The organism is Kitasatospora sp. NBC_01560 (genome assembly GCF_045208415.1).
Lineage (GTDB): Bacteria > Actinomycetota > Actinomycetes > Streptomycetales > Streptomycetaceae > Kitasatospora.
Genome location: NZ_CP109364.1, coordinates 9,566,456 through 9,590,987 on the forward strand (window position 1 = coordinate 9,566,456; position 24,532 = coordinate 9,590,987).

22 protein-coding genes, 2 pseudogenes and 1 riboswitch are annotated in these 24,532 nt (G+C 70.9%); of the genes and pseudogenes, 18 read left to right on the top strand and 6 right to left on the bottom strand.

Annotation, left to right across the window (positions count from 1 at the left end):
* The first annotated feature begins 336 nt into the window (after positions 1-336).
* On the top strand, positions 337-909 hold the full coding sequence (locus OH807_RS40845; protein WP_406210457.1) for an RNA polymerase sigma factor: 573 nt from the start codon (positions 337-339) through the stop codon (positions 907-909).
* A gap of 2 nt (positions 910-911) precedes the next feature.
* Positions 912-1,679, top strand: a complete 768-nt coding sequence (locus OH807_RS40850; protein ID WP_406210460.1) for a hypothetical protein — start codon at positions 912-914, stop codon at positions 1,677-1,679.
* Positions 1,680-1,850: 171 nt separating this feature from the next.
* On the opposite strand, the gene OH807_RS40855 is transcribed toward OH807_RS40850, so the two are convergent.
* Positions 1,851-2,483, bottom strand: a complete 633-nt coding sequence (locus OH807_RS40855) for a hypothetical protein (protein ID WP_406210463.1) — start codon at positions 2,481-2,483, stop codon at positions 1,851-1,853.
* A 322-nt stretch (positions 2,484-2,805) separates the two neighbouring features.
* Here OH807_RS40855 and OH807_RS40860 point away from each other — a divergent pair, with 322 nt between their 5' ends.
* From OH807_RS40860 to OH807_RS40875, 4 genes are all read left to right on the top strand, one after another.
* Positions 2,806-4,290: a glycoside hydrolase gene (locus OH807_RS40860; RefSeq protein WP_406210466.1), complete on the top strand. Its 1,485-nt coding sequence runs from the start codon at positions 2,806-2,808 to the stop codon at positions 4,288-4,290.
* 330 nt (positions 4,291-4,620) lie between these two features.
* Complete coding sequence (locus tag OH807_RS40865; protein ID WP_406210468.1) at positions 4,621-5,484, top strand: RimK family alpha-L-glutamate ligase; 864 nt, start codon at positions 4,621-4,623, stop codon at positions 5,482-5,484.
* A 442-nt stretch (positions 5,485-5,926) separates the two neighbouring features.
* A riboswitch (M-box (ykoK) riboswitch) is annotated at positions 5,927-6,100 on the top strand.
* 280 nt (positions 6,101-6,380) lie between these two features.
* On the top strand, positions 6,381-6,947 hold the full coding sequence (locus OH807_RS40870) for a CBS domain-containing protein (RefSeq protein ID WP_406210471.1): 567 nt from the start codon (positions 6,381-6,383) through the stop codon (positions 6,945-6,947).
* Positions 6,944-8,080, top strand: coding sequence for an NRAMP family divalent metal transporter (locus OH807_RS40875; protein ID WP_406210474.1), 1,137 nt, complete (start codon positions 6,944-6,946; stop codon positions 8,078-8,080). The genes OH807_RS40870 and OH807_RS40875 overlap by 4 nt, the downstream gene beginning before the upstream one ends.
* 461 nt (positions 8,081-8,541) lie before the next feature.
* Here the strand turns inward: OH807_RS40875 and OH807_RS40880 are convergent, their stop codons facing one another.
* Positions 8,542-8,853 (bottom strand): hypothetical protein, encoded by a 312-nt coding sequence (locus OH807_RS40880; RefSeq protein WP_406210476.1) that lies wholly within the window; start codon positions 8,851-8,853, stop codon positions 8,542-8,544.
* Between the two features lie 183 nt (positions 8,854-9,036).
* Between OH807_RS40880 and OH807_RS40885 the strand changes: the two genes are divergently transcribed.
* Both OH807_RS40885 and OH807_RS40890 read left to right on the top strand, forming a co-directional pair.
* Positions 9,037-9,495, top strand: a complete 459-nt coding sequence (locus OH807_RS40885; RefSeq protein ID WP_406210478.1) for a DUF6228 family protein — start codon at positions 9,037-9,039, stop codon at positions 9,493-9,495.
* Positions 9,496-9,769: 274 nt separating this feature from the next.
* A complete protein-coding gene (locus OH807_RS40890) occupies positions 9,770-10,135 on the top strand; it encodes a hypothetical protein (protein WP_406210481.1) in 366 nt (121 codons plus the stop codon).
* A 646-nt stretch (positions 10,136-10,781) separates the two neighbouring features.
* Here the strand turns inward: OH807_RS40890 and OH807_RS40895 are convergent.
* Entirely contained in the window at positions 10,782-11,879 is a 1,098-nt protein-coding gene (locus OH807_RS40895; protein ID WP_406210483.1) for a methyltransferase domain-containing protein, read from the bottom strand.
* 864 nt (positions 11,880-12,743) lie between these two features.
* On the opposite strand from OH807_RS40895, the gene OH807_RS40900 reads away from it, so the two are divergent.
* Positions 12,744-14,069: a VanZ family protein gene (locus tag OH807_RS40900; RefSeq protein ID WP_406210486.1), complete on the top strand. Its 1,326-nt coding sequence runs from the start codon at positions 12,744-12,746 to the stop codon at positions 14,067-14,069.
* A gap of 232 nt (positions 14,070-14,301) precedes the next feature.
* On the opposite strand, the gene OH807_RS40905 is transcribed toward OH807_RS40900, so the two are convergent.
* A complete protein-coding gene (locus OH807_RS40905) occupies positions 14,302-16,572 on the bottom strand; it encodes an ATP-dependent RecD-like DNA helicase (RefSeq protein WP_406210489.1) in 2,271 nt (756 codons plus the stop codon).
* Between the two features lie 870 nt (positions 16,573-17,442).
* Between OH807_RS40905 and OH807_RS40910 the strand changes: the two are divergent.
* The 5 genes and pseudogenes from OH807_RS40910 to OH807_RS40930 all read left to right on the top strand — a co-directional run.
* A pseudogene (locus tag OH807_RS40910) lies at positions 17,443-17,636 on the top strand (hypothetical protein); the annotation flags it as partial.
* Between the two features lie 130 nt (positions 17,637-17,766).
* On the top strand, positions 17,767-18,288 hold the full coding sequence (locus OH807_RS40915; protein ID WP_406210491.1) for a DUF2199 domain-containing protein: 522 nt from the start codon (positions 17,767-17,769) through the stop codon (positions 18,286-18,288).
* Positions 18,289-18,290: 2 nt separating this feature from the next.
* Positions 18,291-18,617 carry a hypothetical protein gene (locus OH807_RS40920; RefSeq protein ID WP_406210494.1) on the top strand — a complete coding sequence of 109 codons (327 nt, stop codon included), beginning with the start codon at positions 18,291-18,293 and terminating at the stop codon, positions 18,615-18,617.
* A 25-nt stretch (positions 18,618-18,642) separates the two neighbouring features.
* Positions 18,643-18,801 carry a hypothetical protein gene (locus tag OH807_RS40925; protein WP_406210496.1) on the top strand — a complete coding sequence of 53 codons (159 nt, stop codon included), beginning with the start codon at positions 18,643-18,645 and terminating at the stop codon, positions 18,799-18,801.
* Positions 18,798-19,217 (top strand): VOC family protein, encoded by a 420-nt coding sequence (locus tag OH807_RS40930; RefSeq protein ID WP_406210498.1) that lies wholly within the window; start codon positions 18,798-18,800, stop codon positions 19,215-19,217. Before OH807_RS40925 ends, OH807_RS40930 begins: the two co-directional genes overlap by 4 nt.
* Before the next feature lie 117 nt (positions 19,218-19,334).
* Here the strand turns inward: OH807_RS40930 and OH807_RS40935 are convergent, their stop codons facing one another.
* Together OH807_RS40935 and OH807_RS40940 are read right to left on the bottom strand one after the other, a co-directional pair.
* On the bottom strand, positions 19,335-20,285 hold the full coding sequence (locus OH807_RS40935; protein WP_406210502.1) for a hypothetical protein: 951 nt from the start codon (positions 20,283-20,285) through the stop codon (positions 19,335-19,337).
* 302 nt (positions 20,286-20,587) lie between these two features.
* On the bottom strand, positions 20,588-20,788 hold the full coding sequence (locus OH807_RS40940) for a hypothetical protein (RefSeq protein ID WP_406210505.1): 201 nt from the start codon (positions 20,786-20,788) through the stop codon (positions 20,588-20,590).
* A gap of 166 nt (positions 20,789-20,954) precedes the next feature.
* On the opposite strand from OH807_RS40940, the gene OH807_RS40945 reads away from it, so the two are divergent.
* From OH807_RS40945 to rho, 4 genes and pseudogenes are all read left to right on the top strand, one after another.
* Positions 20,955-21,449: a DUF4279 domain-containing protein gene (locus OH807_RS40945; RefSeq protein WP_406210508.1), complete on the top strand. Its 495-nt coding sequence runs from the start codon at positions 20,955-20,957 to the stop codon at positions 21,447-21,449.
* Between the two features lie 85 nt (positions 21,450-21,534).
* A pseudogene (locus tag OH807_RS40950) lies at positions 21,535-21,678 on the top strand (ATP-binding protein); the annotation flags it as partial.
* A gap of 58 nt (positions 21,679-21,736) precedes the next feature.
* Positions 21,737-22,132 (top strand): hypothetical protein, encoded by a 396-nt coding sequence (locus OH807_RS40955; RefSeq protein WP_406210510.1) that lies wholly within the window; start codon positions 21,737-21,739, stop codon positions 22,130-22,132.
* A 618-nt stretch (positions 22,133-22,750) separates the two neighbouring features.
* A complete protein-coding gene (rho, locus tag OH807_RS40960; protein ID WP_406210513.1) occupies positions 22,751-24,409 on the top strand; it encodes a transcription termination factor Rho in 1,659 nt (552 codons plus the stop codon).
* Positions 24,410-24,532 lie beyond the last annotated feature (123 nt).

Below are 24,532 nucleotides of genomic sequence, written 5' to 3' on the forward strand. Positions count from 1 at the left end.
CGCGGCCTTCCCCCACTATGCCCACACCCCGGGAGCGGCAATCAAGGCCCGCTGCTCCCGGGGCCGCGCCGATCGGACGAGCACGGCCGCCGATATGGTCGAACACGAGCGCAAAAGAACAAAATAGACGCACCATCAGAAGATTGATCGTCATGCCATATGACCAGCAATGTCGTTATGTGATCGGCTTCACGTATTGGATGCCAATGCGCTTCGATGTGCGAGTGGGGAGCAACCGCTCCCACAGGAAGCCGACCGTCCGGACCCGGGACACCGGGCCGGCCCGCAGGTCGGACCGGGCGGCCGGCAGGACCGGCCACTGGGGAGGAACCCAACGTGACCGAGCACGAGACGGCGGCGACGGCCCGCTCGCGGGCCGCGCTGCACCTGGCGTTCACCGCGTTCTGCGACACGCACGGCAGTGCCTGGTTCGGACTGGCCCGCGCCCGGCTCCACGACGACGTGCTCGCCCTGCGGGCGGTCCAGCAGATGAAGGACCGGCTCCGGCAGCAGTGGCCCGTCGCCCTGCGCGAAGAACACCCCGCCTCCTATGCCTGGATGCTGATCAAGAGCGCCGTGGCGGACGCCGCCGCCGAGGTGACCGTCGAGACCGGCCGCCCGCCCGGCGGTTCGCCGGCCGACCGCGCCGAGGTCATCCGCTGCTTCGCCGACCGGGCCCGGATCGGCCTCGAAACCCCCGGCGACCACGAACACCTCCACCAGGCGCTGCTGCGCCTGGCCGAGCGCCAGTACGACGTCCTGGTCCTGCGTTACCTCCTTGGGCTGAAGGACGCGCTGATCGCCGAGCACCTGGGCAGCTCGGAGACCAACGTACGGACGACGGCCCAGCAGGCGCTGCGCAGGCTCAACCGCCTGCTGGCCGGGACCGACCGCAACAACGAGGAGTGAGCATGGGACGCGACCGCCTGGTACCGGGCAAGCGGGGCGGGGGCCGGGCCGGCCGGGACCGGCAGGCCCCGGCGGACCTGCCGCCCCCGCCCGACCAGGAGCGCGCGTCCCGCCGCGCCTGGCGGCGGCTGTTCGCCGCCCCGCCGCCGCTGGGCGCCGAACACCTGCAGGCCGCCCACGAACTCGACCTCGCCGTCACCCTCGTGCTCGCCCAACCCGCGGCGGCGCCCTCACTGCGTCAGCTCGCCAACAGCCGCCGCATCCACCCCGAGGGCGCGCTCGTCCTCGGCGCGCTCCTCCAGGTGACCGGACACCGGGAGGCCGCCCGGTTCTGGTGGGAGTTCGCCGCCGGCGCCGGCAGCTACACCGCCGCCAGCTGCCTCAACCTGCTCCACCGCAGCCGCGGCGAGATCCGGGACGCCGACTGGTGGCGCGAGCAGGCCGAGTCCCTGGCCGCGAACCCCCGACCCGCGACCGCCGGCGCCGTCCTCGGCGCCAGCCTCCTGCCCGCCCACGTGCGCGACGACATCATCGCCCGCTGCCACGAGGGCCTCGACGTACGCCTGCCGCCCCGCATCGCCGCCGTCATCCACCAGCTCCCCGTCGCCGCCGACGACGAGGACCACGGCGAGATCCCCCAGCCCGACCCCGCCCTGCTGTACAGCCTCGCCGCCGCCGGCGCCGCCCACCCCGCGCCCGGCACCCGGCCCGACGCCCCGCCCATCCTCTGGTACGCCCTGCACCGCCACCCCTCGGCCGGCCTCCGGTAGCCGGCCGCCGGGCGGCCGGCGGCAGCCCAGCCGGGGTGAGCGCAGCCGACCGGGGCGGACGGCGCTCACCCGGGTGGGGGCGGTGCGGCAGGGGTGCATGGGTCGGCCGGATCGGGTCGGCCGGGCGTCGCGGGGGCGCCGCACACCGTGCGGCGGGCTTCCCGGGGGGCGTCAGCCGACGGCGTCGGAGGTGCTGATGTTCAGCTGGATCCGCCCTTCGACGTGACTGACGGAGACGCAGCGCGCGCGGCGGTCCAACAGCCAGCCGCTGGGGCCGCAGCCCCGCACGGCGGCGCTGAGCTGACGGACCTTCTCGTCCGCGGAGAGGTCCGGGCCGCCGTGCACGTCCCAGACGGCGGTGCAGACGCTGGAGCCACAGCCCTCCCCGGGCTGCCGGCTCAGCGAGTAGCCCGCGGGCAGGGACGGGGGCGGGCCGTACGGGGCGCCCTCGTTGCCGAAGATCACCAGGGCGATCAGCGGTGTGAGCGACGCGACCAGGCCCACCTGCACATTGAGCAGCACGGTGGCCACCGACACCCGCAGCGGCCGGGGCTTGGGCCGGGGGCCGCCGAGCAGCCGGCGCTCGGCGAGAACGGCGCCGAGCACCAGCGCCCCGCCCAGCAGCACGTACTCGAGGTAGAGCTCGGGTGCACCGCGGAAGTTCCACAGGCCCAGGCTGTGGCCGGTCAGCACCGTCGTCCCGGCGAGCAGGACGAGCCCGACGGGTATGCCGACGGCCCGTGTGCGGGCGATCAGGGTCCAGCAGAGCGTCGGCAGCGCCGCGTAGAGCAAGGTCAGGAACATCGGTCCCCCCCGGTGATTCGTGTGTGTCCTGGCACCAGTACACGCACGAACGGGGTTGATCGGTTGCCGGACCGCGGTGATCTCCTGACGCTCCGCCGGTTCCCACGGGAAGGGCCGGCCGGCCCGGTGGTCTTTCGCGCTCCGGGGGCGCCGTCCCGCCGGTCCTGCCGAACCGGGCGACGGCCACTCGGTGGCCCGGCGGTGTCGGCAGTCGGAACGGTCGGCGTCGTTCGAGGACGATCCCGATCGCTCTCGTACCGCTGGGATACCGTGTAGTTCGCGTGCGTCGAGATCCGAGCGCGGATTCCTTCTGGGGGGCTTGATGGAACGTCGTACTGTCCTGCGTGGGTTGGTGGGTGTGCCGGTCGGAGCGATGGCGGTGGTCGCCGCTGCGGGGACCGCCCGGGCGGATTTCACCACCACCGTCAATCCGTCGGCCAACTGGGGGACTTGGGAGGGCTGGGGCACCTCGTTGGCCTGGTGGGCCAATCAGCTGGGCCCTCAGGAGGATCTGGCCGATGTGCTGTTCAGCCGGAAGACCGTCCAGTTCCGCGGTCGGACACTGCCCGGCCTGGGGATGAACGTGGTCCGTTACAACGCCGGCGCCTCGGGGACGAACAGCATCGCGGGCCGGACGATGCAGCCCGCGCCGACGCTGGACGGGTTCAAGCGGATCGAGGGCTACCAGCGCGACTGGTACTCGGCGGACCCGCAGTCGGCGAGCTGGAACTGGAACGCCGACGCGAACCAGCGCGACATGATGTGGCTGGCTCGCGACCGGGGCGCCGACAAGTTCGAGCTCTTCAGCAACTCGCCGATGTGGTGGATGCTGAAGAACGACGACCCGCGCGGGGCGCCCAACGGCTACACCTGCAATCTGCGGGACGACAACTTCGGCCGTCACGCGGCGTACCTGGCGACGGTGGCGCGGTACGCCCACGACCACTGGGGTATCGACTTCGCTTCCGTGCAACCGGTCAACGAGCCGGGAGCCGACTGGGCGGCGGCGCCGAACTCTCCCGCCGGGCAGGAGGGCTGCCACTACGACCGCCCCCAGCTGGCCGAGATCATCCGGCAGACCCGCTCCCAACTTGATGCCCGGGACCTGGGTTGGATGATGGTGGCAGGTCTCGACGACTGGGGCGTCAGCAGTGCCGTGTCCAACTGGGCCGGCAACTCCGACTTCAACGCCGCCACCCGTGCGGCCGTGGGGCGGGTCAACGTGCACGGCTACGAGTTCGGGGGCGACCGCGACGCGCTCTACAAGGTCGTGGCGGCGGACGGCAAGAACATCTGGATGTCCGAGTACGGTGACGGAGACACCAGCGGCATGGTCCTCGCCCAGAACCTCAACTTCGACCTGCGCTGGCTGCACCCCACGGCGTGGGTCATGTGGCAGATCCTCGACTGGGAGAACTACGGTGCGATCACTCTCACCAACGGGGTGATCGGGGCGGTCAACGCCAAGTACTTCGTACTCGCCCAGTACATGCGGCACATCCGCCCGGGGATGAGGATCATCGACGCGGGCAACCCCGACGCCGTCGCCGCCTACGACAGCGTCAACCACAAGCTGGTCATCGTCGCCGTGAACCACGGGGAGGGGAAGATGATCGACTTCGACCTGTCCAGGTTCAGCGGGCCGGGGCAGGACGGTGCCCTGATCGGTCGGTGGGCCACCGGGACGAACCCCGGTGGCGAGCGCTACCAGTACTACGCGGACACCCTCGTGCGCGGCAACCGGTTCTGGTCCTACTTCAACGCCCGCACCGTACAGACCTTCGAGATCTCCGACGTGTACCTGTAGCCCGGGCGGCCTTGCAAGGGCCTCACGGCCTCCGCCGGCCGTGGTCATGTGAAGATCCTCGACATCGGGGCCGTCGCCGTCGGGGGCGGCCCCGATGGTCCGTCCGCCCCTGGACGGAGCCGTTCGGATGCACGGCCACGCAGGGTCGGCCGGATCCGGCGAGCCTGAGGCCGAGCGGAAGCCTTGAGGCAGTGACTGCTCGCGGCGCCGGCGCTGTCCAGAGGTAGGTTCGGCTGCACATGGCCGGCGCCGGGGCGCTCAGCGACTTTCCGGAGAACAGGCCGAGGTGCACGACGGGAGAGTTTGATGAGTGTTGCCAGGGTTGCTGTCGTGACCAGTGACGTTGGTGTCGAGCACGACGTGGATCTCCCGCTGATCGTGGAGGCGCTGCGCGCCGACGGGTTGGCGGCAGAGCCGGTGGTGTGGGATGCGACGCCGGTTTCCTGGGAGCGGTTCGATCTGGCTGTCATCCGGTCGACCTGGGACTACGTGGAACGACTCGACGAGTTCCTGGCATGGGCCGACACCACGGCGGGCGCCACCCGGCTGTGGAACCCTGCGCCCGTGGTCCGCTGGAACAGCGACAAGCACTACCTGCTGGAGCTCACCCGGCAGGGGGTCGCCGTCGTGCCGACCCGGTTCATCGAGCCAGGAGCACGGTTCACCCGGGAAGACTTCGACCAGGTGGACGGAGTGGTGGTCAAGCCCGCGGTGTCCGCGGGAGCACTGGACACCGCGCGCTACGAGCCCGGCCGCCACGCAGACGCCGCCCGCCACGCCCGGATGCTGCTGGACCGGGGCCGCAGCGTGATGGTCCAGCCGTATCTGCCCGGGGTGGCAGAAGGAGAACGCGCCCTGATCTTCGCCTCCGGCGCGTTCAGTCATGCGATCCGCAAGGAACCTCTGCTGACCGAGCCGGGGGTGATCGACAACGACCGGGTGCCACATCTCGGCGTCGCACCGTATCAGCCGACCGAAACGGAGGTCCGCACCGCGCTGGCGGCGCTGGCAGCGATTCCGTCGCCGCACGTCCCGCTGTTCGCCCGGGTGGATCTGGTGCTGGACAACGCCGGGGAACCGGTGGTCCTGGAGCTGGAGCTCATCGAGCCGAACCTGTTCCTTCAGAGCGATCCGGAAGGACCGGGGCGTTTCGTCAAGGCGGTGGCAGGGCGCGTCGCAGAACCACGGCACTGACTCGACGGCAGTACTCCAAGGCACTGACCCCCCGAGCAGGGCGGGACCTGCTCGGAAGAAGGCGTCCACGGTATGCGGCGAGCGTGACCGAGGCTGTGCTCGCCTGCGTGCCGCCTCCTCACCGGTCTCGCCGAGCGGCCACCGCCCTCCGGGTGGGCGGCCAGTTCCGACCGGCTCTTCCCCGGTATCCGGCCCGCCCGGCACCCCGCCCGGCACATCTGCGCCACCGTGCTGTGCCGGCGCCTCGGGTTGGCTTCCGGGGCCCTGGTGGCGGCGCGGCGTCATCCGCCTCGACCGGGACGTCCGCCCCGACGTCCGAGGCGAGGGCGTGACGTGGCGGGGCGGACCGTGGTGATCGGAATCCCGCTGTCCGAGCGAGTCAAGGTCCGGTCAAGGACTGGGTTTCGCGCGCCGGGTGGGCCTATCCTTGTGCGGGTTTGAACAGACACCTCGTTCGGTGAGGCGTCTTCACGGACACAGGCCACTGATCCCACCCGTCGAGAGACGCTCCGGATCAGGACAGGTCTCCCCGACCTAAGGGGTGACCCCAAGTGGCTTCCCGCGTGCTGCGGGACACGCCGTGGAGTGCCAAAGCTCTGACGAGTTGGGGTGCACCGGGTTGTCGCCCGGTTTCCCCTTGCCGTGCCGCTGCGACGTCGGATCGTGGCCGGATCGGGAGGAGGCGGGATGGACAGTAGTCCGGGCCACAGTCGGCCCTTCCTCGTGTTGTCCTCGCCGTCCTTCATCGGCCCGGGGCAGCCTCTTCTCCCCTGAACCGCTCGACTCGCAGCGACTCTTCCCGACCGGGCCCGCCCGGCGGGAGCTGTTGCCGTGCGCCGGTGTCACCCCGGGTACGGACCGCCGCGCGAGCCAGGGGCGCGGAGGTGGCTGCCCCGGTGCCGCCTGATGCCTCGCCCCAGCCGCCGGACGAGGCCGCCGACGCACTGCGCGACCTCCAGCCGGGCGAGCGCGAGAACCTGCTCGCCCGGATGCCGGCCGGCGAGGCATCCCAGCTGCGGTCACTGCTCACGCACCGCGAGGGCACCGCGGGCGGCGCGATGACCACGGTGCTGGTCACCGCCCGGCCCGCGCAGACGATCGCCGAGGTGCGGGCGGAGCTGGCCGCGCAGGCGGAGCACCGGACCGAGATCGACTCCGTGGTGGTGCTGGACGACGACGGCCGACTGGTGGGCGATGTCCCGCTGTTCGAACTGGCGGTCGCCGAGGACACGGCCGTGGTCGGAGATCTGGTGGAGTGGCTGGCCCAGTTCGGTCCACCGGTCACGGTCCGCCCCGACACCCGCCTGGCGGAGGCCGCCGACCGGCTGGTCGCCGCCCGCGCCACCTCCCTGCTCGTCGTCGACGGCACCGGGCGCCCGATCGGCCGGATCCTCGCCGACGACATTCTCGACTCCCTGCTGCCCGAGCGCGGGCGCCTGCACTTCCGGAGGCTCCTCAAGTGACCCGCGACCTCGACACCGCCCCCGTCACCGCCGCGCCGACCGTCACCGCGGCGCCGACCGTCACCGCGGCGCCGACCGTCACCGCGGCGCCGACCGTCGCCGCGGCCTCGCCCACCCGCCGCAAGGGCTGGCGCCGCATCGCGGCCGTCACGATGATCGCCGGCCCCGGCCTGGTCGCCGCCAACGCCGGAAATGACGCCGCAGGCATCGCCACCTACGCCAGCGCCGGCTCCCAGTACGCCTACGGCACGCTGTTCTTCATGGTGCTGGTCACCATCGCCCTGGTCATGGTGCAGGAGATGGCCGTGCGGCTCGGGGCGCACACCGGCAAGGGCCTCGGTGCGCTGATCCGCGAACAGTTCAGCCTCCGCCTCACCGCGCTCGCCGTGTTCTGCCTGGGGCTGGCCAACACCGGACTGGTCGTCAGCGAGTTCGCCGGCATCGGCGCCGCGTTCGAGCTCCTCGGCGTCCCCAAGTGGGCGGTCATCCCGCCCGCCGCCGTCCTGCTGTGGGCGCTGGTGCTGTTCGGCTCCTACAAGTGGGCCGAACGGATATTCCTGATCATGTCGCTGGCCTTCTTCGCGTACCCCGTCGCGATGGTCCTCGGCCACCCCGACTGGGGGCAGGTCGGCGAGCACCTGGCTGTCCCGCACATCGAACCGAGCAAGGACTTCATCCTGCTCGCGGTCGCGCTGATCGGTACGACCGTCAGCCCGTACATGCAGTTCTACGCCGCCGCCGGCGTCGTCGACCGCGGCGCCAAGCCCGAGGACTACAAGCTGATCCGCGCGGACGCCGTCGTCGGCGCCGTGTTCGCCTGCCTGATCAGCCTCACCATCATCATCGCCACCGCCTCCGCGATCGGCGGCACCGGCCCGCTCGAATCCGCCGCCCAGGCCGCCGAAGCACTCAAGCCGGTCGCCGGACACGGCGCAGAGCTGCTGTTCGCCCTCGGACTCGTCGGAGCCTCCGCCCTGGCCGGCGCCGTCGTCCCCCTGTCGGCCGGCTACGCGGTCGGTGAGGCGGTGGGTGTCGAACGTCGGTCTCCCGCAGCTTCCGCGACGCGCCGCTGTTCCTCGGGGTGTTCACCGCGCAGATCGCCCTCGGCGCGATCGTCGCGCTCGTTCCCGTGATCTCACTGACGGTTACTACCTCTGGCCGGAAGGGCTCGCCCACTACGTTCTCGACCATGGCGTCAGGCTGCCGGCCGAGTTCGTCGACCACATAGAACAGCGGCGCGAAGCTCTGGAAGTGCTTGAGAGGGACAGCTCATGGTGGCGGCAGAACGCTGCCAGGACGTAGGCCGCCGGAGGTCTGGCGTCCGCCGGCCACCGGTCACCGGCCACTGGTGCACTTGCTCCCGGACCTGGACCGAAACCGAGCACGTTTACGATTGGTCCGTCACCGAGCTCGAGGAGACCGCGCTGTACGCGATGGCCGAGGCCTGCGCGTAACGGCCGCCCGGTTCGGTCCGCCTTCTTGACGGTGGCGGCGCGGGCGCAACACCGGCTTTGTGGTGGTGGGCACCGACCACGACACAGCCGGGTTCGCAGTCGCCGCCCTGCGTACTGGACGGACGCCTGCCCGTGACCCTTCAAATACGATCAGGGTGCTCAGGGCCAAGTTCGGCGCTCAGACGATCCGGCCAGTCTGCGTCGGCGAGTTCGGCAGCCACCAGGAGGTCGCGCCAGTCCGTCGACGCAAGTCGGACGGCTTCTCTGAATTGGCGGATGCTCCCTTGGGCGAGCACCACGATGGCGGCTTGCAGGCGCTCGCTTTCGAACATCTTGGCGTCATAGCCGGCGGTGTCGGGGAGAGCATCGAGTATGCGCAAGATCTCCGGCGCGGAACCGCGTTCGGGGAAGTCCCGCCGGATCCGTCCTTCGAGTCGCTCACTGATTGGCACGGTATCCACCCTCTCGTCGAGTAGGACTGTGTGCGGCTGGACTCTACAGCCATTGCCCCGACGAGCATTCAGCGCCTCTGCCGATCAAGGCGATCAGCCCGATCCGCTTCGGTTTCTTCTACCGAGCCCACGAGACAGGAATTGCCATGACACCAGGCGCATCGACGGCCTACTGTTCGCCGGGTGAATGCCGACAACCCTGACGCCGCGCCTTCCGCCGAGGTGGTCATTCGCTGCAGCGAAGATCCGCGCGCGTGCGTGACCTTGACCGACCGCGACTATCCGGATCAGTACGGGGTCGCCTTCAGCGTCAGCCTCCGAGGCGAGGGGCTGCACGCGCGGGTCGAGGACGTGAAGGTGTGGGTCTGGGACGGCGAGTACCTCTTCGACTTCCTCGACGGTCTGGCAGCCGACTTTCGCGGGTGGGATGGCGAGCGCACCTGGCAGACCAACCATCTCGCGCTGTCCGCGACGTTCCACTCCGGCGGGCACGTCTGCGTCACCTGGTCGATCCAGCCTCGCCTCACGGCCCGCCAGACCTGGGCAGCCTCGATCACGACCTGGCTGGAAGCAGGACAGCAGATGGCCGATCTCGCCGCTGACGTCCGTGACTTTCTCCGCCGGCAGAACGGCGCCTACTGATCTCCGGCTGACCTGGGAGCTCGGTGGCCACGGCTGGGCCGGCTGCGATGTCAGCGATCGCGCTTCCGCGACTGTGATCACAGCCTCCGCCATCACAACCGCCCCCGAGGGCCTGCTGGCCGCGACAGCCCGGCTCGCCCTCGGCGTCACGGAGTCGCGCGCCCAGTTCGATACCCGAACCCACGATCTTCCGGTGGATCCCTTTCCGGGAAGGCAGCGGCACCTGGATCCGTAGCTGCCGCCTTCCGGACGACGTGCTCGACAACAAGGCTGGATGACCTCACCCATGGTGATGCCGAATACTCACGCCATGCAGGCCTTCCACATGAACCCGGATCAGCTCGGGGCGCCCGTGAAGCTCTTGGACGATGCCCGCGTCGAGTGGCTGCTTCGGAAGAAGCGAGTCGATCTTCGCGCTGTGCGCCGGCTGCTGAAGGACCATGCCACGACCGTCCTACTTGGGGAGAGCGGCGGGACCCGCCCGCGGCTTGTCGCCGATGGCGAGCGCCCGATGCTCTGGGACAAGGTCAAGGACGACTACAAGGGGCCCGGCGGAAGGCGGATGGCCGGACGCTACCTTGCACACGAGTTCCGTGCGGATGCCGACCGCCGCATGCTCTACCTGGAAGAGCACTGCTGACAGCGGGACTGGTCATGCCCGTACGAGGATCCGAATCCATACGAAGCCGGGTCCACCCGCAGGCCGCCCAAGGGACGCAGGGGGACGCTGCGGGCGGGTGCGCGTCCTGGCGTACGACCCGGGCATGTGGGGGGAGACCTGGGCAGGCAACTTCGAGGCGTTCGACCGGCGGACGTTCCCCAACCCGTGGTGTGCCCACGGTCCGCGCCGAGCACCCGGCCCCGATCGGCCAGTACCGGCGCATCGCCCCGATCCGGACAGTCATGATCAGCGACGAGGTCCCGCTTGTGGAGCGGGTCGTCGCCGCACTGATCCTGCTCCTTGTGACCTACCTCAGCGACCGTCAGGCCGCGTCTGAGATCGGTAGCACGACAGATGGACTACCGAACGACGTCCTGCCAGAAGGCAACAGTGGCCTGTGGGTTCCAGGTCTCCGGATACTCGTTCCCCTCTTCGAACTCGCGGCTGATGCAGTCGGCAAGGTCTTCGCCGTAATAGATGATGTCCGTGCCCCTGATCGACAGGACCGGGTGCCCGTCGGTTCCGCCGCCTGCGGGAAGCAACCGACCGCCCACGCTCGGAACCGCCACGGCATGACGCCGACCGGCACGGTCCGGACCCGAGCAGAGCCCGGAACGCACCCGGATCAGACACCACCGGCGGCCCACCGCGGGCCGTTCACCGGGTCGTTCAGCCACATGAACTGGCCGTGCGGCCGGACCGTCATCCCGTAGTCGTACGGCCCGGGCCGCCCGAGGTCCTCCCACATCGCCCAGGCGATCATCAGCTCGTCCCCGACCCGGCGCGGCCCGCCCTGGTACATGGTCGCCGTGCCGTCGCCGCCGGCGGACAGTGCCGCCCAGGACCGGACGCCGTCGTGCACCCACGCCGACACGCCGTCCTCGTCCGCGCCGGTGACGACCACGGCGTCCGGGACGGCGACGCGCAACGCGAACCGCAGGTTCCAGTCGTCGCGCAGCGGGGCGAGGTCCCGGTCGACCACCCGCTTCACCTCCGCTGCGTCGGTTCCGCGCACCGCGGCGTACCCGGCGTGACCGGCCGCCGGAACGGGGCCGGTGGTGCGGTCGGCCATGAACTGCGCCAGGCCCTGCACCCACCCCGTGGCGCCGGCGCCGTCGTCGTCGACGTCCAGGGCGACGTGTCCGAGCCGGCCCCAGGGAACGACGAGTCGCCCGCCCGGCCGCACCGCCTCCACCCACGCCCACGGCACCCGCTCAACCGCGTAGGTGGCGATCAGCCGGTCCACCGGACGATCCGGCACCACCGTGGTGGCGTCCGCCACCACGACCTCCACTTCCAGGCCGGCCGCGGTCAGGCGTTCGCGCGCGAACGCGGCGAGCCCTTCGTCGACCTCCGTGGACACCACCCGGCCCGGGCCGACTCGCCACGCCGCCAGCGCCGCGTTCCATCCCTGCCCCGCGCCGATGTCCCACACCCGGTGCCCGGGCTCCAGCAGCAGACTGTCGAGCATGTCGACCACCACACCCTGCGCGGACAGACTCGACGACGGCAACCCCCCGCGCACCTGGGTCACCGCGGCCGCGTCCTGCCCGCCGTACAGCTCCCGCAGCCATCCGTCCGGATCGGTGTCCTGGTCCACCGCCACATAGGCCCGCCCGTCCCACCGCCACAACACCCGCGGCGCGAACAGATCACGGGGCAGCTCCGTCACCGCCTTGCGCAACCACCGGGACCGCTCGGGCCAGGCCCCGCGCGCAGCCATCGCCTCGTCCAGGCGCGCCCGCCACGGGGCCGGCCCGCTCACTTCTTGCCGTGCTTCGGATCGCTGGGAGGCAGCGGCACGGGCACCTGCCCGTCGGCGTTCCCGGGCGGCGGATTCCCCTGCGACGGGTCCGGCGTCGGCGGCGGCTTCTCGTGAGCCCCCATCAGGCCCCCTTTCGTGCACAGGACAACGACCCCACCATCCTGGCCACCGCGTTGCGTCGACGCCAGGGGGCTCAGCGGCGCACAGGGGGCGCCCAGCGCAGCGCGCGCGCCGGAACGCGAACGGCCCCGGCACCGCACGGCGGTCCGGCACCGCACGGCGGTTTCTCGGGACCGCTACGCACCCTACGGCCCGCCACCGACAGCGCCATCCAGCAGGAGGGGCGATGACCAGGCTGTCCGGAGCCTGCTGAGCCTGCCCCTCCCGGCCCGTGGAACGGTGGTCGTTCTTCGACGTCCGCTTCCCGACGATCATCTCCTGCGTCATCGCCGGGCGCAGCGAGCCGACCGTCGCCCCCGTCCTGTCCCGGCCGCCGCGCCGGCACAGGTGGGAGAGGCAGGAGACCATCGCCGCCGTACACCGTGCGGGACCGGGCGTTCCGGCGGATGGTCGCCCGCACCCCGGACAACTACCTCGTACGAGGGCGGCTGGTTCGACCAGTCCGCCGGCGAGACGAAGGACGGCTGGTTCTACGGCCTCGGGTTCAACGCCTGCAAGAGCATCGTCGGATGGATGGCCGCCCGGGGACGGAGCACATTCGAGAACGCGACTGTCACCGTCTGCTGAACCCCCTGCCTCCACGATGGGCCCGGCGCCCAGGAGCCGGGCCCATCGCCTTCCACCCACCGGAGCACCATCAGCATGATCCGCGCTGTCCTCAACAACGAGACCGGGCTGCTCTGGGCCCTCCTCGCCGCACTGATCGCCTCGGCAGCCGTTGCCGCGGCCGTCGCCAGAAGGCGCTCCGCCCCGCTCCTCCTGTCCATGCTCGTCGGTGTCTCGACCGCCCTCGTACTCACCGCCACGCTCTACCCCATCAATCCCGGTGCGCCGGCGCCCCTCCTGTGCACCGTCCAGCGCGATCTGATCAGTGCGATGTCGAGCACCCAGGGGCTGATGAACATCGCCCTCTTCGTGCCCGCCGGATTCTTCACGGCCCTCCTCGTCCGGCGGCCGGTCAGTACGGGCGTCGCGCTCACCCTGCTCTCCGCGGCCGTCGAGGCGGTCCAGGCCGTCACCCCCGGGGTCGGCCGGAGTTGCGACACCGCCGACCTGTGGGACAACGCCCTCGGAACAGCGGTCGGCTGTGGCCTCGCCTTCCTCTGGAGCCGCCGGAACGGCGTCGAGCCGCTGCTCACGTCCAGGAACGAGATCGCACGCGGCTCGATGGCCCGATCGGGCGGCGTCGCCGTTCTCGCGGTCGCCGTCGTACCGTTCGTCACGGTCATCTCCGCCGACGTCACGGAGAGCACCCTGGCCGGACCGGCGCAGCGGGCCGCGGCCGCCAAGGCATTCGGGGACTTCTTCGGCCCCGCGGCCAGGACCAAGTCCGTCCAGTACGTCGCCGGCACCTTCGGCCAGCCAGGCGTCATCAACGTCACCGGGGAAGCGGGAAGCCTGACTCTGTCCTGGCCGGGCGGTGAACCGACCACCGGCCTCGTCGGGCCCCTTCCCGACCAGGCCCCGGGTGAACTCACCGATGCCGCGGCGGTCGCCTCGGCCACTCGCTTCGTAGAGATCCACTTTCCCTGGGCACTCGCCGGCAGCCACACCGGCACCGACGTGCAGCCCAACGCCGGTGGAGCCAGGACGGTCCAGTGGCGTTCCCGCGTCGACGGCGTCCTCATGCCGATGCGCCTGGACATGCTCGTCACCGGAAGCGGGCAGGTCAGCTCGTTCTCCGCACGGCATGTCGAACCCCCTGCCCTTCCCAAGGCGACCGTCACCGAGCAGACCGCGCGCAGTACCGCGACCGCCGCGCACCCAGGGGCTGTCGTCACCAGCGCGGAACTTCTCGCCCAGGCTGATCAGAGCGGCGCTTGGCACCCACGCTGGATGATCAGCATGATGACGCCGGAAGGCGAGCAGAAGGCCACGCTCCTCGTCGTCACCATCGACGCCAACACAGGGATTGCCGTCCCAGGAACCTCCGCCGGCGGACCGCTGAACCACGCCCAACCGCAGTAGGACTTCCGGTCGGTCGAGGCGACCCGCTCACCCACCGGCATCGGCGGGGGCCGGGCGGTCCGCAGGCCGCGCCATGCCGGCTGCCGTCATCGGCGGGCCCAGGGCGACCTCCAGGAACTCCGCCTCGGCGCGAAGCGCCGGTCCGATGAACCGGACCGTGCGGCGGTCGGGCCGGGGCGGCGTGATCGTCGGTGGAGCGGCAGTGGGGTGCCGCAGTCAAGGCGATGGAGGATCAGTACAGAGCGGCCTGCCCGTCGGGGATGCGGGTGGGGCGGGGCAGGATCACGTTGCCGGTCAGGGCTTCGTGGAGCCGTGGTGTCAGCGAGGAGTTCCGCGGGTCGGCCGGCCTCTTGATCGCGGTTGCGAGGGCTTCGCGGTCGCCCACCACGACGACGAGCCGGCGAGCGCGGGTGACGGCGGTGTAGAGCAGGTTGCGGCGCAGGAGCAGGTAGGAGGAGCCCATGGTGAGCGGCACGACGACGATCGGGTACTCGCTGCCCTGGGAGCGGTGGACGGTGATCGCGTAGGCGTGCAGGAGCTCGTCGAGTTCGTCGAATCCGTAGACGGCGGTCACCTGGTCGTCCATGGTGACGTGGATCCGGCGTTCCTTGTCGTCGATCGCGCTGACGGTGCCGGTGGTGCCGTTGAGGACATTCTTGCGCGGGTCGTTGCGGACGGCGATCACCCGGTCCTTGAGCCGGAAGGGGCGGCCGTCGGCGAAGTGCTGGGGTGAGCCGTCCTGGTGGGGGTTGACGGCGGCCTGGACGGCCAGGTTGAGGTCGCGGGTGCCGGCGGGGCCCTTCGTCGCGGGCGCCAGGACCTGGATGTCGCCGGTCCGGACGGGGTACTTGCCGGGGAGCCTGTGGGTGACGAGGTCCACGACGGTGTTGGTGATCCTGTGGTCCGGCACGGGCAGGAACCAGAACTCTCCGCCGTTCACGGTCTCCTCTCCCCGGTTGATCCGCTCCGCGTTACGGGGGATGGCGCCGGCGCTGTCCTGGCGGAAGGTCGTGCCGAGGTGGGTGCGCGGGATCTCCGGGGCCAGGAGAAGGTCGCGCAGGACCTGGCCCGCCCCGACGCTCGGCAACTGGTGGACATCCCCGACCAGCAGGAGATGGACGCCGGGGGCGAGTTTGCCGAGGAGCCGGTCCAACAGGGCCACCTCCAGCATGGACGCCTCGTCGATCACGACCAGGTCCGCATCCAGCGGGTCGTAGGCGTCGAAGAGGCTCAGCGGTCCGGTGTTCTCCTCGTCCCTCGGCCTGCCGATCATCCGGTGCACGGTGCTCGCCGGCCGGCCGGTGATCTCCTCCAGGCGCTTCGCTGCGCGCCCGGTGGGCGCGGCCAGGCCGACCCGGCCGCCCACGGCTTCGACGAGGTCGAGGACCGCCTTCACGGTGAAGGACTTCCCGCAGCCCGGGCCGCCGGTCAGCACGGACACGGGCTCGGTGACGGCCATCAGCACCGCCGCCTCCTGCTCCTCGGTGAGCCGGGTGGCGCTGTCCAGGAGCGGCAGCGGCTCGTTGTGCCAGGGACGCAGGGGGGCCAGGCGCGTCGTAGCGGCCCGCAGCCGGGCGATGCGCGCCGCGACCGAGGTCTCCGCCGCGTGCAGACGCGGGGTGAACACCGCCGGCCGCAGGCGGCCGCGGTGGGGGAGGTCCTGCACAACCACCCGGCGCTCGGCGGTGAGCGCGTCCAGCTGCGCGGGCAGGAGACCGGCCAGCCCTTCGTCGCGAAGGTTCTCCACCGTCGCGCGGAACAGCTCCGTGTCGTACAGGAACGTCTGGCCCTCGCGGACCGCGGAATCCTCCAGGGTGTGGACGAGGGCGGCCCGCAGCCGCTCCGGACTGCGCTCGGGCCAGCCCAGGGACAGGGCCAGCTTGTCCGCGGTCGCGAAACCGATCCGGTAGACCTCGGCGAGCCGGTACGGCGCTTCCTGGACGATCTCCAGCACGTCGGCGACGTCGTGGGCCTCCTGCCGCTCCACCCGAAAGTAGTGTGCGATCCGTGGGGCGTACGTGGGGGAGATGCCGGCGCCCTGCAGGAGCACCATCAGCTGGCGGATCTCCTGGTGGACCTGCCAGGCGGCGACGATGCCGGCGTAGCGGGCCTCGCCGATCAGGTGGACCTCGCGGAGCCGGGCGGGGGTGGTGTCGATGATCTGCAGGGTGTCCAGCCCGAAGTGGTCGACGATGGCATCGGCCAGCTTCGGGCCGATGCCCCGCACCAGGCCCGAAGCGAGGTACTTGCGGATCGCGTGCATCGTGGCCGGCTCGACGTAGCGGCACTCCACCGCGTGGAACTCCGCCCCGTGGGAAGGGTGCTGAGCGTGCGTCCCGGTGAGCTGCAGCGTCTCGCCGGGCTGGACGCCGACGAGCACCTCGCCCTTGACCGTGAGGCTCCGGCCGCCCTCCAGGCCCAGGCGCAGGGCGGTGAACCCGTTGCTGCCGACGAACAGGATCCGCTCGACGATGCCGTCCACCGTCGCCGGTTGCTGCGCCATGGTTCGTTCCTCGTGCTCTCTCGTCACGTGTTGTCGCGGGCCCGCTCTCGCGCCTCGGGCCTCGCGCACGGCAGCTGGGCGTTGTGGGCGGGCAGCAACGTGGGTCCTGCCGGGTGTCCCGGGCTTCAGGGGGTGGGGGCGCAGCGGCGGCAGGTCCTGTAGGAGCGGCCACCCTTCGGGCCGGTGCGCTCGGCCATCCAGGCGCGGGCCTCGGCGGCGGTCATCGCCCTCCAGCGGGGGTAGTCACGGGAGTACTCCAGGTCGGAGTGCCCGCTGTGGCGGCCGACCGAATGCGCGTACCGACGCAGCTCGGTGGTGCAGGCGTCGGCGGTGGGACGGGCACCATGGCCGGCCCCGGGGCGTCCTCACCCTGTCCGCCGGCATGCAGGGAGGGGTTGCCGCTGCGCCTCTGTCCGGTCTTTCGCCTGGTACCCATGAAACCTTCCTGCGCGTTGTGGCGGCCGGGTTTCGTGGTGCCGGTCGTCGGGCCGTGTGGGGTCGTTGCAGCGGATCGTACGGGGCCGGAGGGTCGCGGTGTCACGGATTCTGACCAGGTGTCGGTGGTGGTGTGTGAGCGTGACGGACGGGACGGGCGCGCCGCGACTGGATGGCGCCGGCCCACGAACGCGACGGCGTCGTCGTCCGGGGCCGGCCCTCGCCCACGCGCGAGCGGGCGATGGCCGCTCGCTCCACTCCCGCTCGGCCACGTCCGGCCCGGCATTGGCACGGTCGGCCTCCGCCCGTAGTGTGATCCACACAGCGGCGAGCAGTGAGCTCACGCTGTGCCAGCGGCCCCACGACCGACGGCATCCCCGACCTCAACCCGAGCGACGACACGGCACGGCACCACTGCCACGGGACCGCCGACCGGGCGAGCACCTGGCGGCGTGGGCCGATCTGCCGGACGGCACCTACCGGGAGGTGGCCTCCCGGGTGCCGGTGAACGCGCAGATCGTCCTTGACGACGACGGCCGGCTGCACTCGCGGCGCCGGAGCCCGAGCCGGAGCCGGCCTCGCTGCTGGAGCTGCGGGCCCAGGTGAACGCGATGCCGCCCCGGGTGGACGGGGCACCGACGAAACTCCCTGATCAGGGCCTACACAAGCGCTGAGCAGAGCGCGTTCCCACGCTGTACGTGATCGTTTCTCGCTCCGAACCCGCTCCGGGTGTCCGATCTGATCACTAGGCTTCTGCTCATGACCAGTGATACCGGGTTCACCTGCTCGTGCTGCGGCGAGCACCACGCAGAGTTGCCGATGAGCTACTCGACAACGGCCCCCTACGTCTGGGACCCGAGCTTCGACGAGGCTCCCGACTGCCTGCTCTCGCCGGATCAGTGCGTCATCAAGGCACAGCACTACTTCGTCAAGGGCCTGATCGAGATACCGGTCATCGGCAGCAGCGACGTCTTCTCCTGGGGCGTTTGGGTCTCCCTGAGCCGCGAGAACTTCTCCCGCGCCGCAGATCTCTGGGACACGCCGGGGCGCGAATCCGAGAAGCCGTACTTCGGTTGGCTGACCACCGAGCTTCCCATCTATGCGTCCAGCACCATCAACCTGAAGACCAACCTCTACACGAGGCCGGTCGGTCAACGTCCCCTCATCGAGCTCGAACCCACCGATCACCCCCTTGCCGTCGAGCAGAGGACGGGCATCACCCGGGATCGCGCGCGCGAGATCGCCGAGGCCGTTCTCCACTCTGCCAACGACGGCTCCTGACCATGACCGGCCAGGACCGGGCGGACGACCCGGCGTATCGGGAGGTGGTGCGAGCGTTCGTGGACGGGGATCCGTTCGACCGGACAGGTGGGCCCCTCGACGTTCGCGCGGTGGTGGCGGGTATCCGTCCGGAGGCCAAGGACGGGTTCCTGCTTGAGGAGGTGCCATGGGACCGCTTCCCGGAAGGGGCCGGGGTCGCCCCGGTGGACGACCTCGCCACCGACGAGACAGCCCGGTTGATGGCGCCGCTCCCATGGATGCGCGCGGTGGAAACCGCGAGGGATACGGTCTCCACCGCTGCCTGCGCAGCATGCTGGACCCCGACATGAGTGACATCAGAGACTGCGACGCCCCATGGTCCTGACCACGGGATCGATCACCGAGCAGGCCTTGCCCGGCAGGTCCCTCACCGTCCGGCGGCGGACGAAGGTCACCGAGGGGGAGGGCAGCAGGGCCGCGGGTCTGGCCATGGTGTTCAAGCCGGTCGAGTCAGCCGCGGCGGTGGCGGCATGACCCGGCTGGCCGGCGGGATGCTGCACCACGTCGAGATCTGGGTGCCCGACCTGGAGCACGCCATCGCGTCCTTCGGCTGGCTGCTGGATGCCCTGGGCTACACGCTCTTCCAGAGCTGGGACAACGGCCGCAGCTGGCGGCTCGGAGCGACCTACCTGGTCGTCGAGCAGTCCCGCGCCCTCACCGCCGGCGAGCACGACAGGTGTCGGCCCGGCCTGAATCATCTGGCCTTCCACGTCGAGGATCCCGGCACCGTGGATGTGCTGGTCGCCGAGGCGCCGCGACACGGCTGGAGCCTGATGTTCCCCGACCGCCACCCACATGCCGGCGGCGAACAGACCTACGCCGCCTACCTGGAGAACACCGACGGCTTCGAGGTCGAACTCGTCGCCATCAACCCGTCCGAGCCGGACTGAAGACGACCACCCCATCCACAGGTCTTGACGATGGCTCCCTCGCCCCAGCTGGGACACGGTCCATGATCACGCCGTCCACGTCGAACCCAACGTCTGGTCCGCGAGACCTCTGACGGGTCAGCACCCTCGGTCGTAGATCGCCCGCAGCCACGGTTCCCTGACGGCGGGCATCCGCGCGAGCGTGCACCGGAAGGCCTCTCTCGACGGCTGGAACGGATACCACGAGTGCGGCGGCAGCGGATCGTCCCGCTCCACGCCTGCGGGCAACCCGCCTACTACCGGCAGCCGGGTCCGGTGGGGCGGGAAGGCGAGTTCGGCCCAGAGCGCGGCATCCACAGGTACCGGCACCGCCCCGGCGCGCGGCTGCCACATGTCTCCGGTCTGCGGATGGATAGGCACCAGCACCAGGTCCGTGGCCGGCTCGCCGAACCCCGGCCCAGCCAGGTCCAGCCGCTTCGCACCTTCCCCTGCGGGCAGTAGCGAGCCAAGTGCCCGGCCGAGGAGCTCCCCGACCGGCCCGGGCGCCACCTCGATCGGGGCGCCCCCGGCGGCCACCACCACCTGGGCGAGCGCCACGCCCGCCGGGATGTCCCGGTACTTGTGCAGCCGGTGCCACAACGCGCCGGTGGCCAGCAGCTCCGCCCAATCCATGATCGGCCGCTCCGGCGGGCCGGGCAGCCGCACGACCGCCTCCGGGTCGAGCCGGACGACCTGCCAGCACCCGCAGTCGTCCATCCTCGTTCCCACCGGCAGATCACAGCCCAGGCAGGCAAGGTTCGGCCCGTCCCTCCCGTCGATCCCCATGCAGTATCCATCGGCCCGTTCGAGGATCAGCCCGGTGTTACGCATGTCGCCGGGCGCGAGGAGAACGGTGTCCGACGGCCCGTCGGACAGCGCGCCGAACGGTGCGAAGCGCCCCCGTTCTGCGGCCTCGCGAGCCCCGACCTCGTCCCACTGCCGCCACGGCGGCCCGTACGGTGCGGGGTCGACGGCGTAGGAGCCGGCCTCCAGCAGTGGTGGGTGCAACTTCTCCCAGTGGGTGTCGGCGAGGTGGATCGGCAACGCCACCTCCGACACCGCCGCCGTCAGAACCGCACCGCAGCCCGCACACCCGAACACCGCCAAGCTGCCCCCTCCCGCTGTCGAAGCCCCCGCATCCCACCAAGCAGGCGGACCGGAGAGCAAGGGGTTTTCAGACGGCATGTCCCACTGACCTCGCCAAGTCGGCGTCCGTGCTGCCGACTTCGACGCTTTCGTCGAACACGGGGTCGTTCGCGCCGGGGCGGTCGATCGTCCGGCCGAGCGTCTCGTCCTCGACGGCCAGTCGCAGCTGTGCGCCGATGTCGGCGAGGGCGAAGTCGGAAACCAGGTCAAGGAGGTCCAGGAGTGTCGTACCAGGGTCGGCCTGCAGCAGAGGCCCGCGGACGGGTGCCCTCGCGGAGGATCCGCTCGAAGTGGGAGGCGATGAAGCAGAGGCGGATCAGCCGCTCGCCTTCGGTGCCCGCCAGGACGAACGGCGGCCGGGTATGGGCCCTGAGTTCGGCCGGCAGTTCGGTCGCGGCGGCGTGCACGGCGGCCCGGGTCTCATCCGACTCGCCTGCACCGCACCGGTCACTGCCCGGCCGGCCCACCGATCAGGTCCTCGCCTTCCTCGACCGCCTGTGGCGGTACTCCAGAAACACGCACGCGGCCGAAAATTGGCAAGCCACGGACCGAGTTGACTCCTATTCTTCCTGCATGCCCGTCGATCAGTACGTCTACTTCGCGTTGTCCAGCTACGTCACCTCCGCAGTGGAAATGACCGCAGTCCTCGGGCTGGAACCAGACGAAACGGTCGTCCGTGGCAGCCGCATCCCCGGCCCCAAGCCGATCCCGGTCGTGCACCGTTGGAAGATCGTCTGTCGTGAACCGGGCCTGTCCGTCGACGAGCAGATTGCCCGCGTGCTCAAACGACTCGCCCCGCACGCCGAGGCCATCGCCGCTCTTGCCCGGCGCCTGGACGCGGAGGACCCCCAAGGCCCGAGCGCCGTCCTTGAGGTCGTGCGCTACTTCAACGACGGACCCGGTCCGAAGGACCATCCCCTCAGCGATGCCCCCGCCGAAGCCCCGAAGCTGTTCGGCTGGCATCTCGGCCGCGACGTGCTCGGCTTTCTCCACCGCACCGGAGCCGTCCTCGACGTCGATGAGTACGACCTGACTCCGGACCATGCCGACGACGAACCTGCCTCCTGAGCATCGGATCAACGACGTCAAGCGCCGCCTTCGGCACAGTCGCGGTATCGGCACAGGTCGGTCCATGCGGATATCGGCATAGACCGACGAGCTCGGCTGCGTGGAACTCGACCGCCGCGGCGCCGAATCCCTCTTCCAGGTTCTGACTGCACGGGATGAAAAGAACAGCGTGGCGATCGCCTCGAACGAGTCGTTCTCCAAAGCGCACATGTTCCGGCGAACCTGTGCCAGGCAGCGCCCAAACTTCACGGGTTTCGGCAGGAACGTGGATGCTGCATGATCGAACGATGCTGGTCGAACTGGTGAAGGTCTCAAAGTTTCCTTGGAGTCCCTGGCTGGCTCAGGTCCGGACGCCGTTCGGCGGGACAGCGGTGCGCTGGTGCGGTGACCAGGCTGCGAAGCCGGGCGAGTACCACGTTGAGTGGACGGTCGATGAGGACATCGCCTGGGGTCGGAACGCGAAACCAGCTGTCGGCGTCGGACCGGGAGTCCGACCTGGAGAGCACTGCGTTGTCCTGCGCGGACGACTGGACCTAACCGTGGACGGTGCAGCCGTGCTGGACTTCGATGGCTCGCAGATTCTGCTGGACCTTGCTGATCCGCCGCCCGAGGGTGTTGACGGCACGTGGGTCGAGCTCTTCATCGAGCGCGAGAAGATCGCTCTCTATCCGTACGAGCTCTGACCAGATGTCAGTCCTTGCCGTGCCATGGACCGCCCACCCGCAGCACCGTGCACCCGGCCGCCGCCACCGCCAGCGCGCTCCACCACGGCGCCCGGCGAACAACAGCCCGCACCCGGCCGAGAACTCCGTCCGTCCCGTTCCACCCCACCCCGCGCCCCTCTCCCGTACCACCAGCGACGCGGGCGACCCTGGGCCCCGTCCCGGCCGGCAGGTGACGAACCCATCCCGTCGACACCACGTCCCACGGCGCGCACACCGCGAATCCAGGCGCCGAGCGGCCGATCGAGGTTCCAGGTGGCGCAACGGGCGCACGGACGAACGCCTGGAGGGTGAACCGCCGGGTTACGACCTGCAGAACAGAACCACGGGCCACCCGGCGGAGCACCAGCCGCGATGCCCGGCCGCGTCCGGGGCCGTCCAGCGGCGCGGCAGTCACGACCGCACCATTACGCGTTCCGAGCCCGGTCGTGCTACCATCGCCATTGGCGATGCTGGATGCCCACCGCTCAGGTGCGGGGACCAGGCGCCCTTTCTTCCGAAACACACCACGGTGGCCTCGGAAACCGACAGATTGCTACGCCTCCAGAGGGCTCCGTGCCCGGTACGGCGTCAGCGTCCATGAGCCGTCGACCCGCGGCAGCGTCCAGGCGGATCCTCACCGCCGGACCGCCGGCTCCGTCTGCAAGGGATCCCCGCCACCCGGCGAGGGGCCCCGCCCCCACCGCCTGTCCCGCGCCTGTCCGGGCGCGAAGTTGCCGGCCTGGTACCGGTCGGCCGGGCCACTGGCCGGTGCCCCCCGTTCCCCGCGCCGACACCACCACATCCTTCCCATCACAGGAGTACCGTCTCGTGACGACCACCACTGAATCCTTGATCAGCAGACCGCTGGACGGCCTGCTGAAGACCGATCTTCACCAACTCGCTTCCGCCCTGGGTATCCCGGGCTCTACCCGCCTGCGCAAGGCCGAACTCGTCGAGGCGATCACGGCCGAGCGCTCCGCCGCCCGCCGGGCCACCCCGACGGCCGCGCCCCGTACCGCGCACACCGGCGGCCGCCGACCCGCTTTCCCGTCGCCGCGGACGGGTAGGAACCCCGACCGGCCTGCGGCGCAGCCTGACAGCACCGCGGCCGGCGACCTGGCTCCGGTCGCCGGCGTGCTGGACATCCGGGAGGGGAGCGCCGTCCTGCGTACCTCCGGCTACCTCCCCGGACCCGCCGACGCGCACCTGCCCGCCGGGCAGGTGCGCGCGCTCGGCCTGAGGTCCGGCGACGTCCTGACCGGCGCCATGCGCTCGCGCGCGGGCGGCGAGCGCCCGACGCTGGCCCGCATCGACACGATCAACGGCACCGCCATCGCCACCGGCACCGGCACCGGCGCCGACGAGGCCCGGACCCGGCCCGCGTTCCACGAGCTGACGCCGCTGTACCCGCAGCAGCAGTTGCTCCTGGAGACCGGCCCGCAGCAGCTGACCGGCCGCATCATCGACCTGGTGGCCCCCATCGGGAAGGGGCAGCGCGGCCTGATCGTGGCACCGCCGAAGGCGGGCAAGACGCTCGTCCTGCAGTCGATTGCGGCGGCGATCGCCCGCAACCACCCCGAGGCGCACCTGATGGTCGTTCTGGTCGACGAACGTCCGGAGGAGGTCACCGACATGCGGCGCTCGGTCAGGGGCGAGGTCATCGCCTCCACCTTCGACCGGCCCGCCCGCGAGCACATCGCGCTCACCGAACTCGCCGTCGAGCGCGCCAAGCGCCTCGTCGAACTCGGACACGACGTCGTCGTCCTGCTCGACTCCCTCACCCGCCTCGCCCGGGCGCACAACGCCACCGCACCCGCTCACGGACGGACTCTTTCCGGCGGCCTCGACGCGGCCGCGCTCCAGCACCCGAAGCGGCTCTTCGGCGCGGCCCGCAACATCGAGAACGGCGGCTCGCTGACCATCCTGGCCACCGCCCTCGTCGACACCGGCTCCCGTATGGACGACCTGATCTTCGAGGAGTTCAAGAGCACCGGCAACATGGAACTCCGCCTCGACCGCCGCCTCGCCGACCAGCGCATCTTCCCCGCCGTCGACGTCAAGGCCTCCGGCACCCGCCGCGACGAACTCCTCCTCGGCCCCGCCCGCACACCCGCTACCTGGGCCCTGCGCCGGGCACTGGCCGGCCTCGACACCCACCACGCCGCAGAACTGCTCCTGGACCGGCTGAAGCGCACCGGCAGCAACGCCGAACTCCTGCGCCAGGTCGTAACCGCCTCCCCGGCCCGCGCGGCCTGAAGCCGGGCGCGATACTCAGAAAACGAACATCCCCACCCAGGACCTCCATCCGACGACAGATCCTCCGGCCGAGCCAGCCGCCAGCCGCCACCCGGAGCCGGGACGGGCCCGGACCCCCGAACC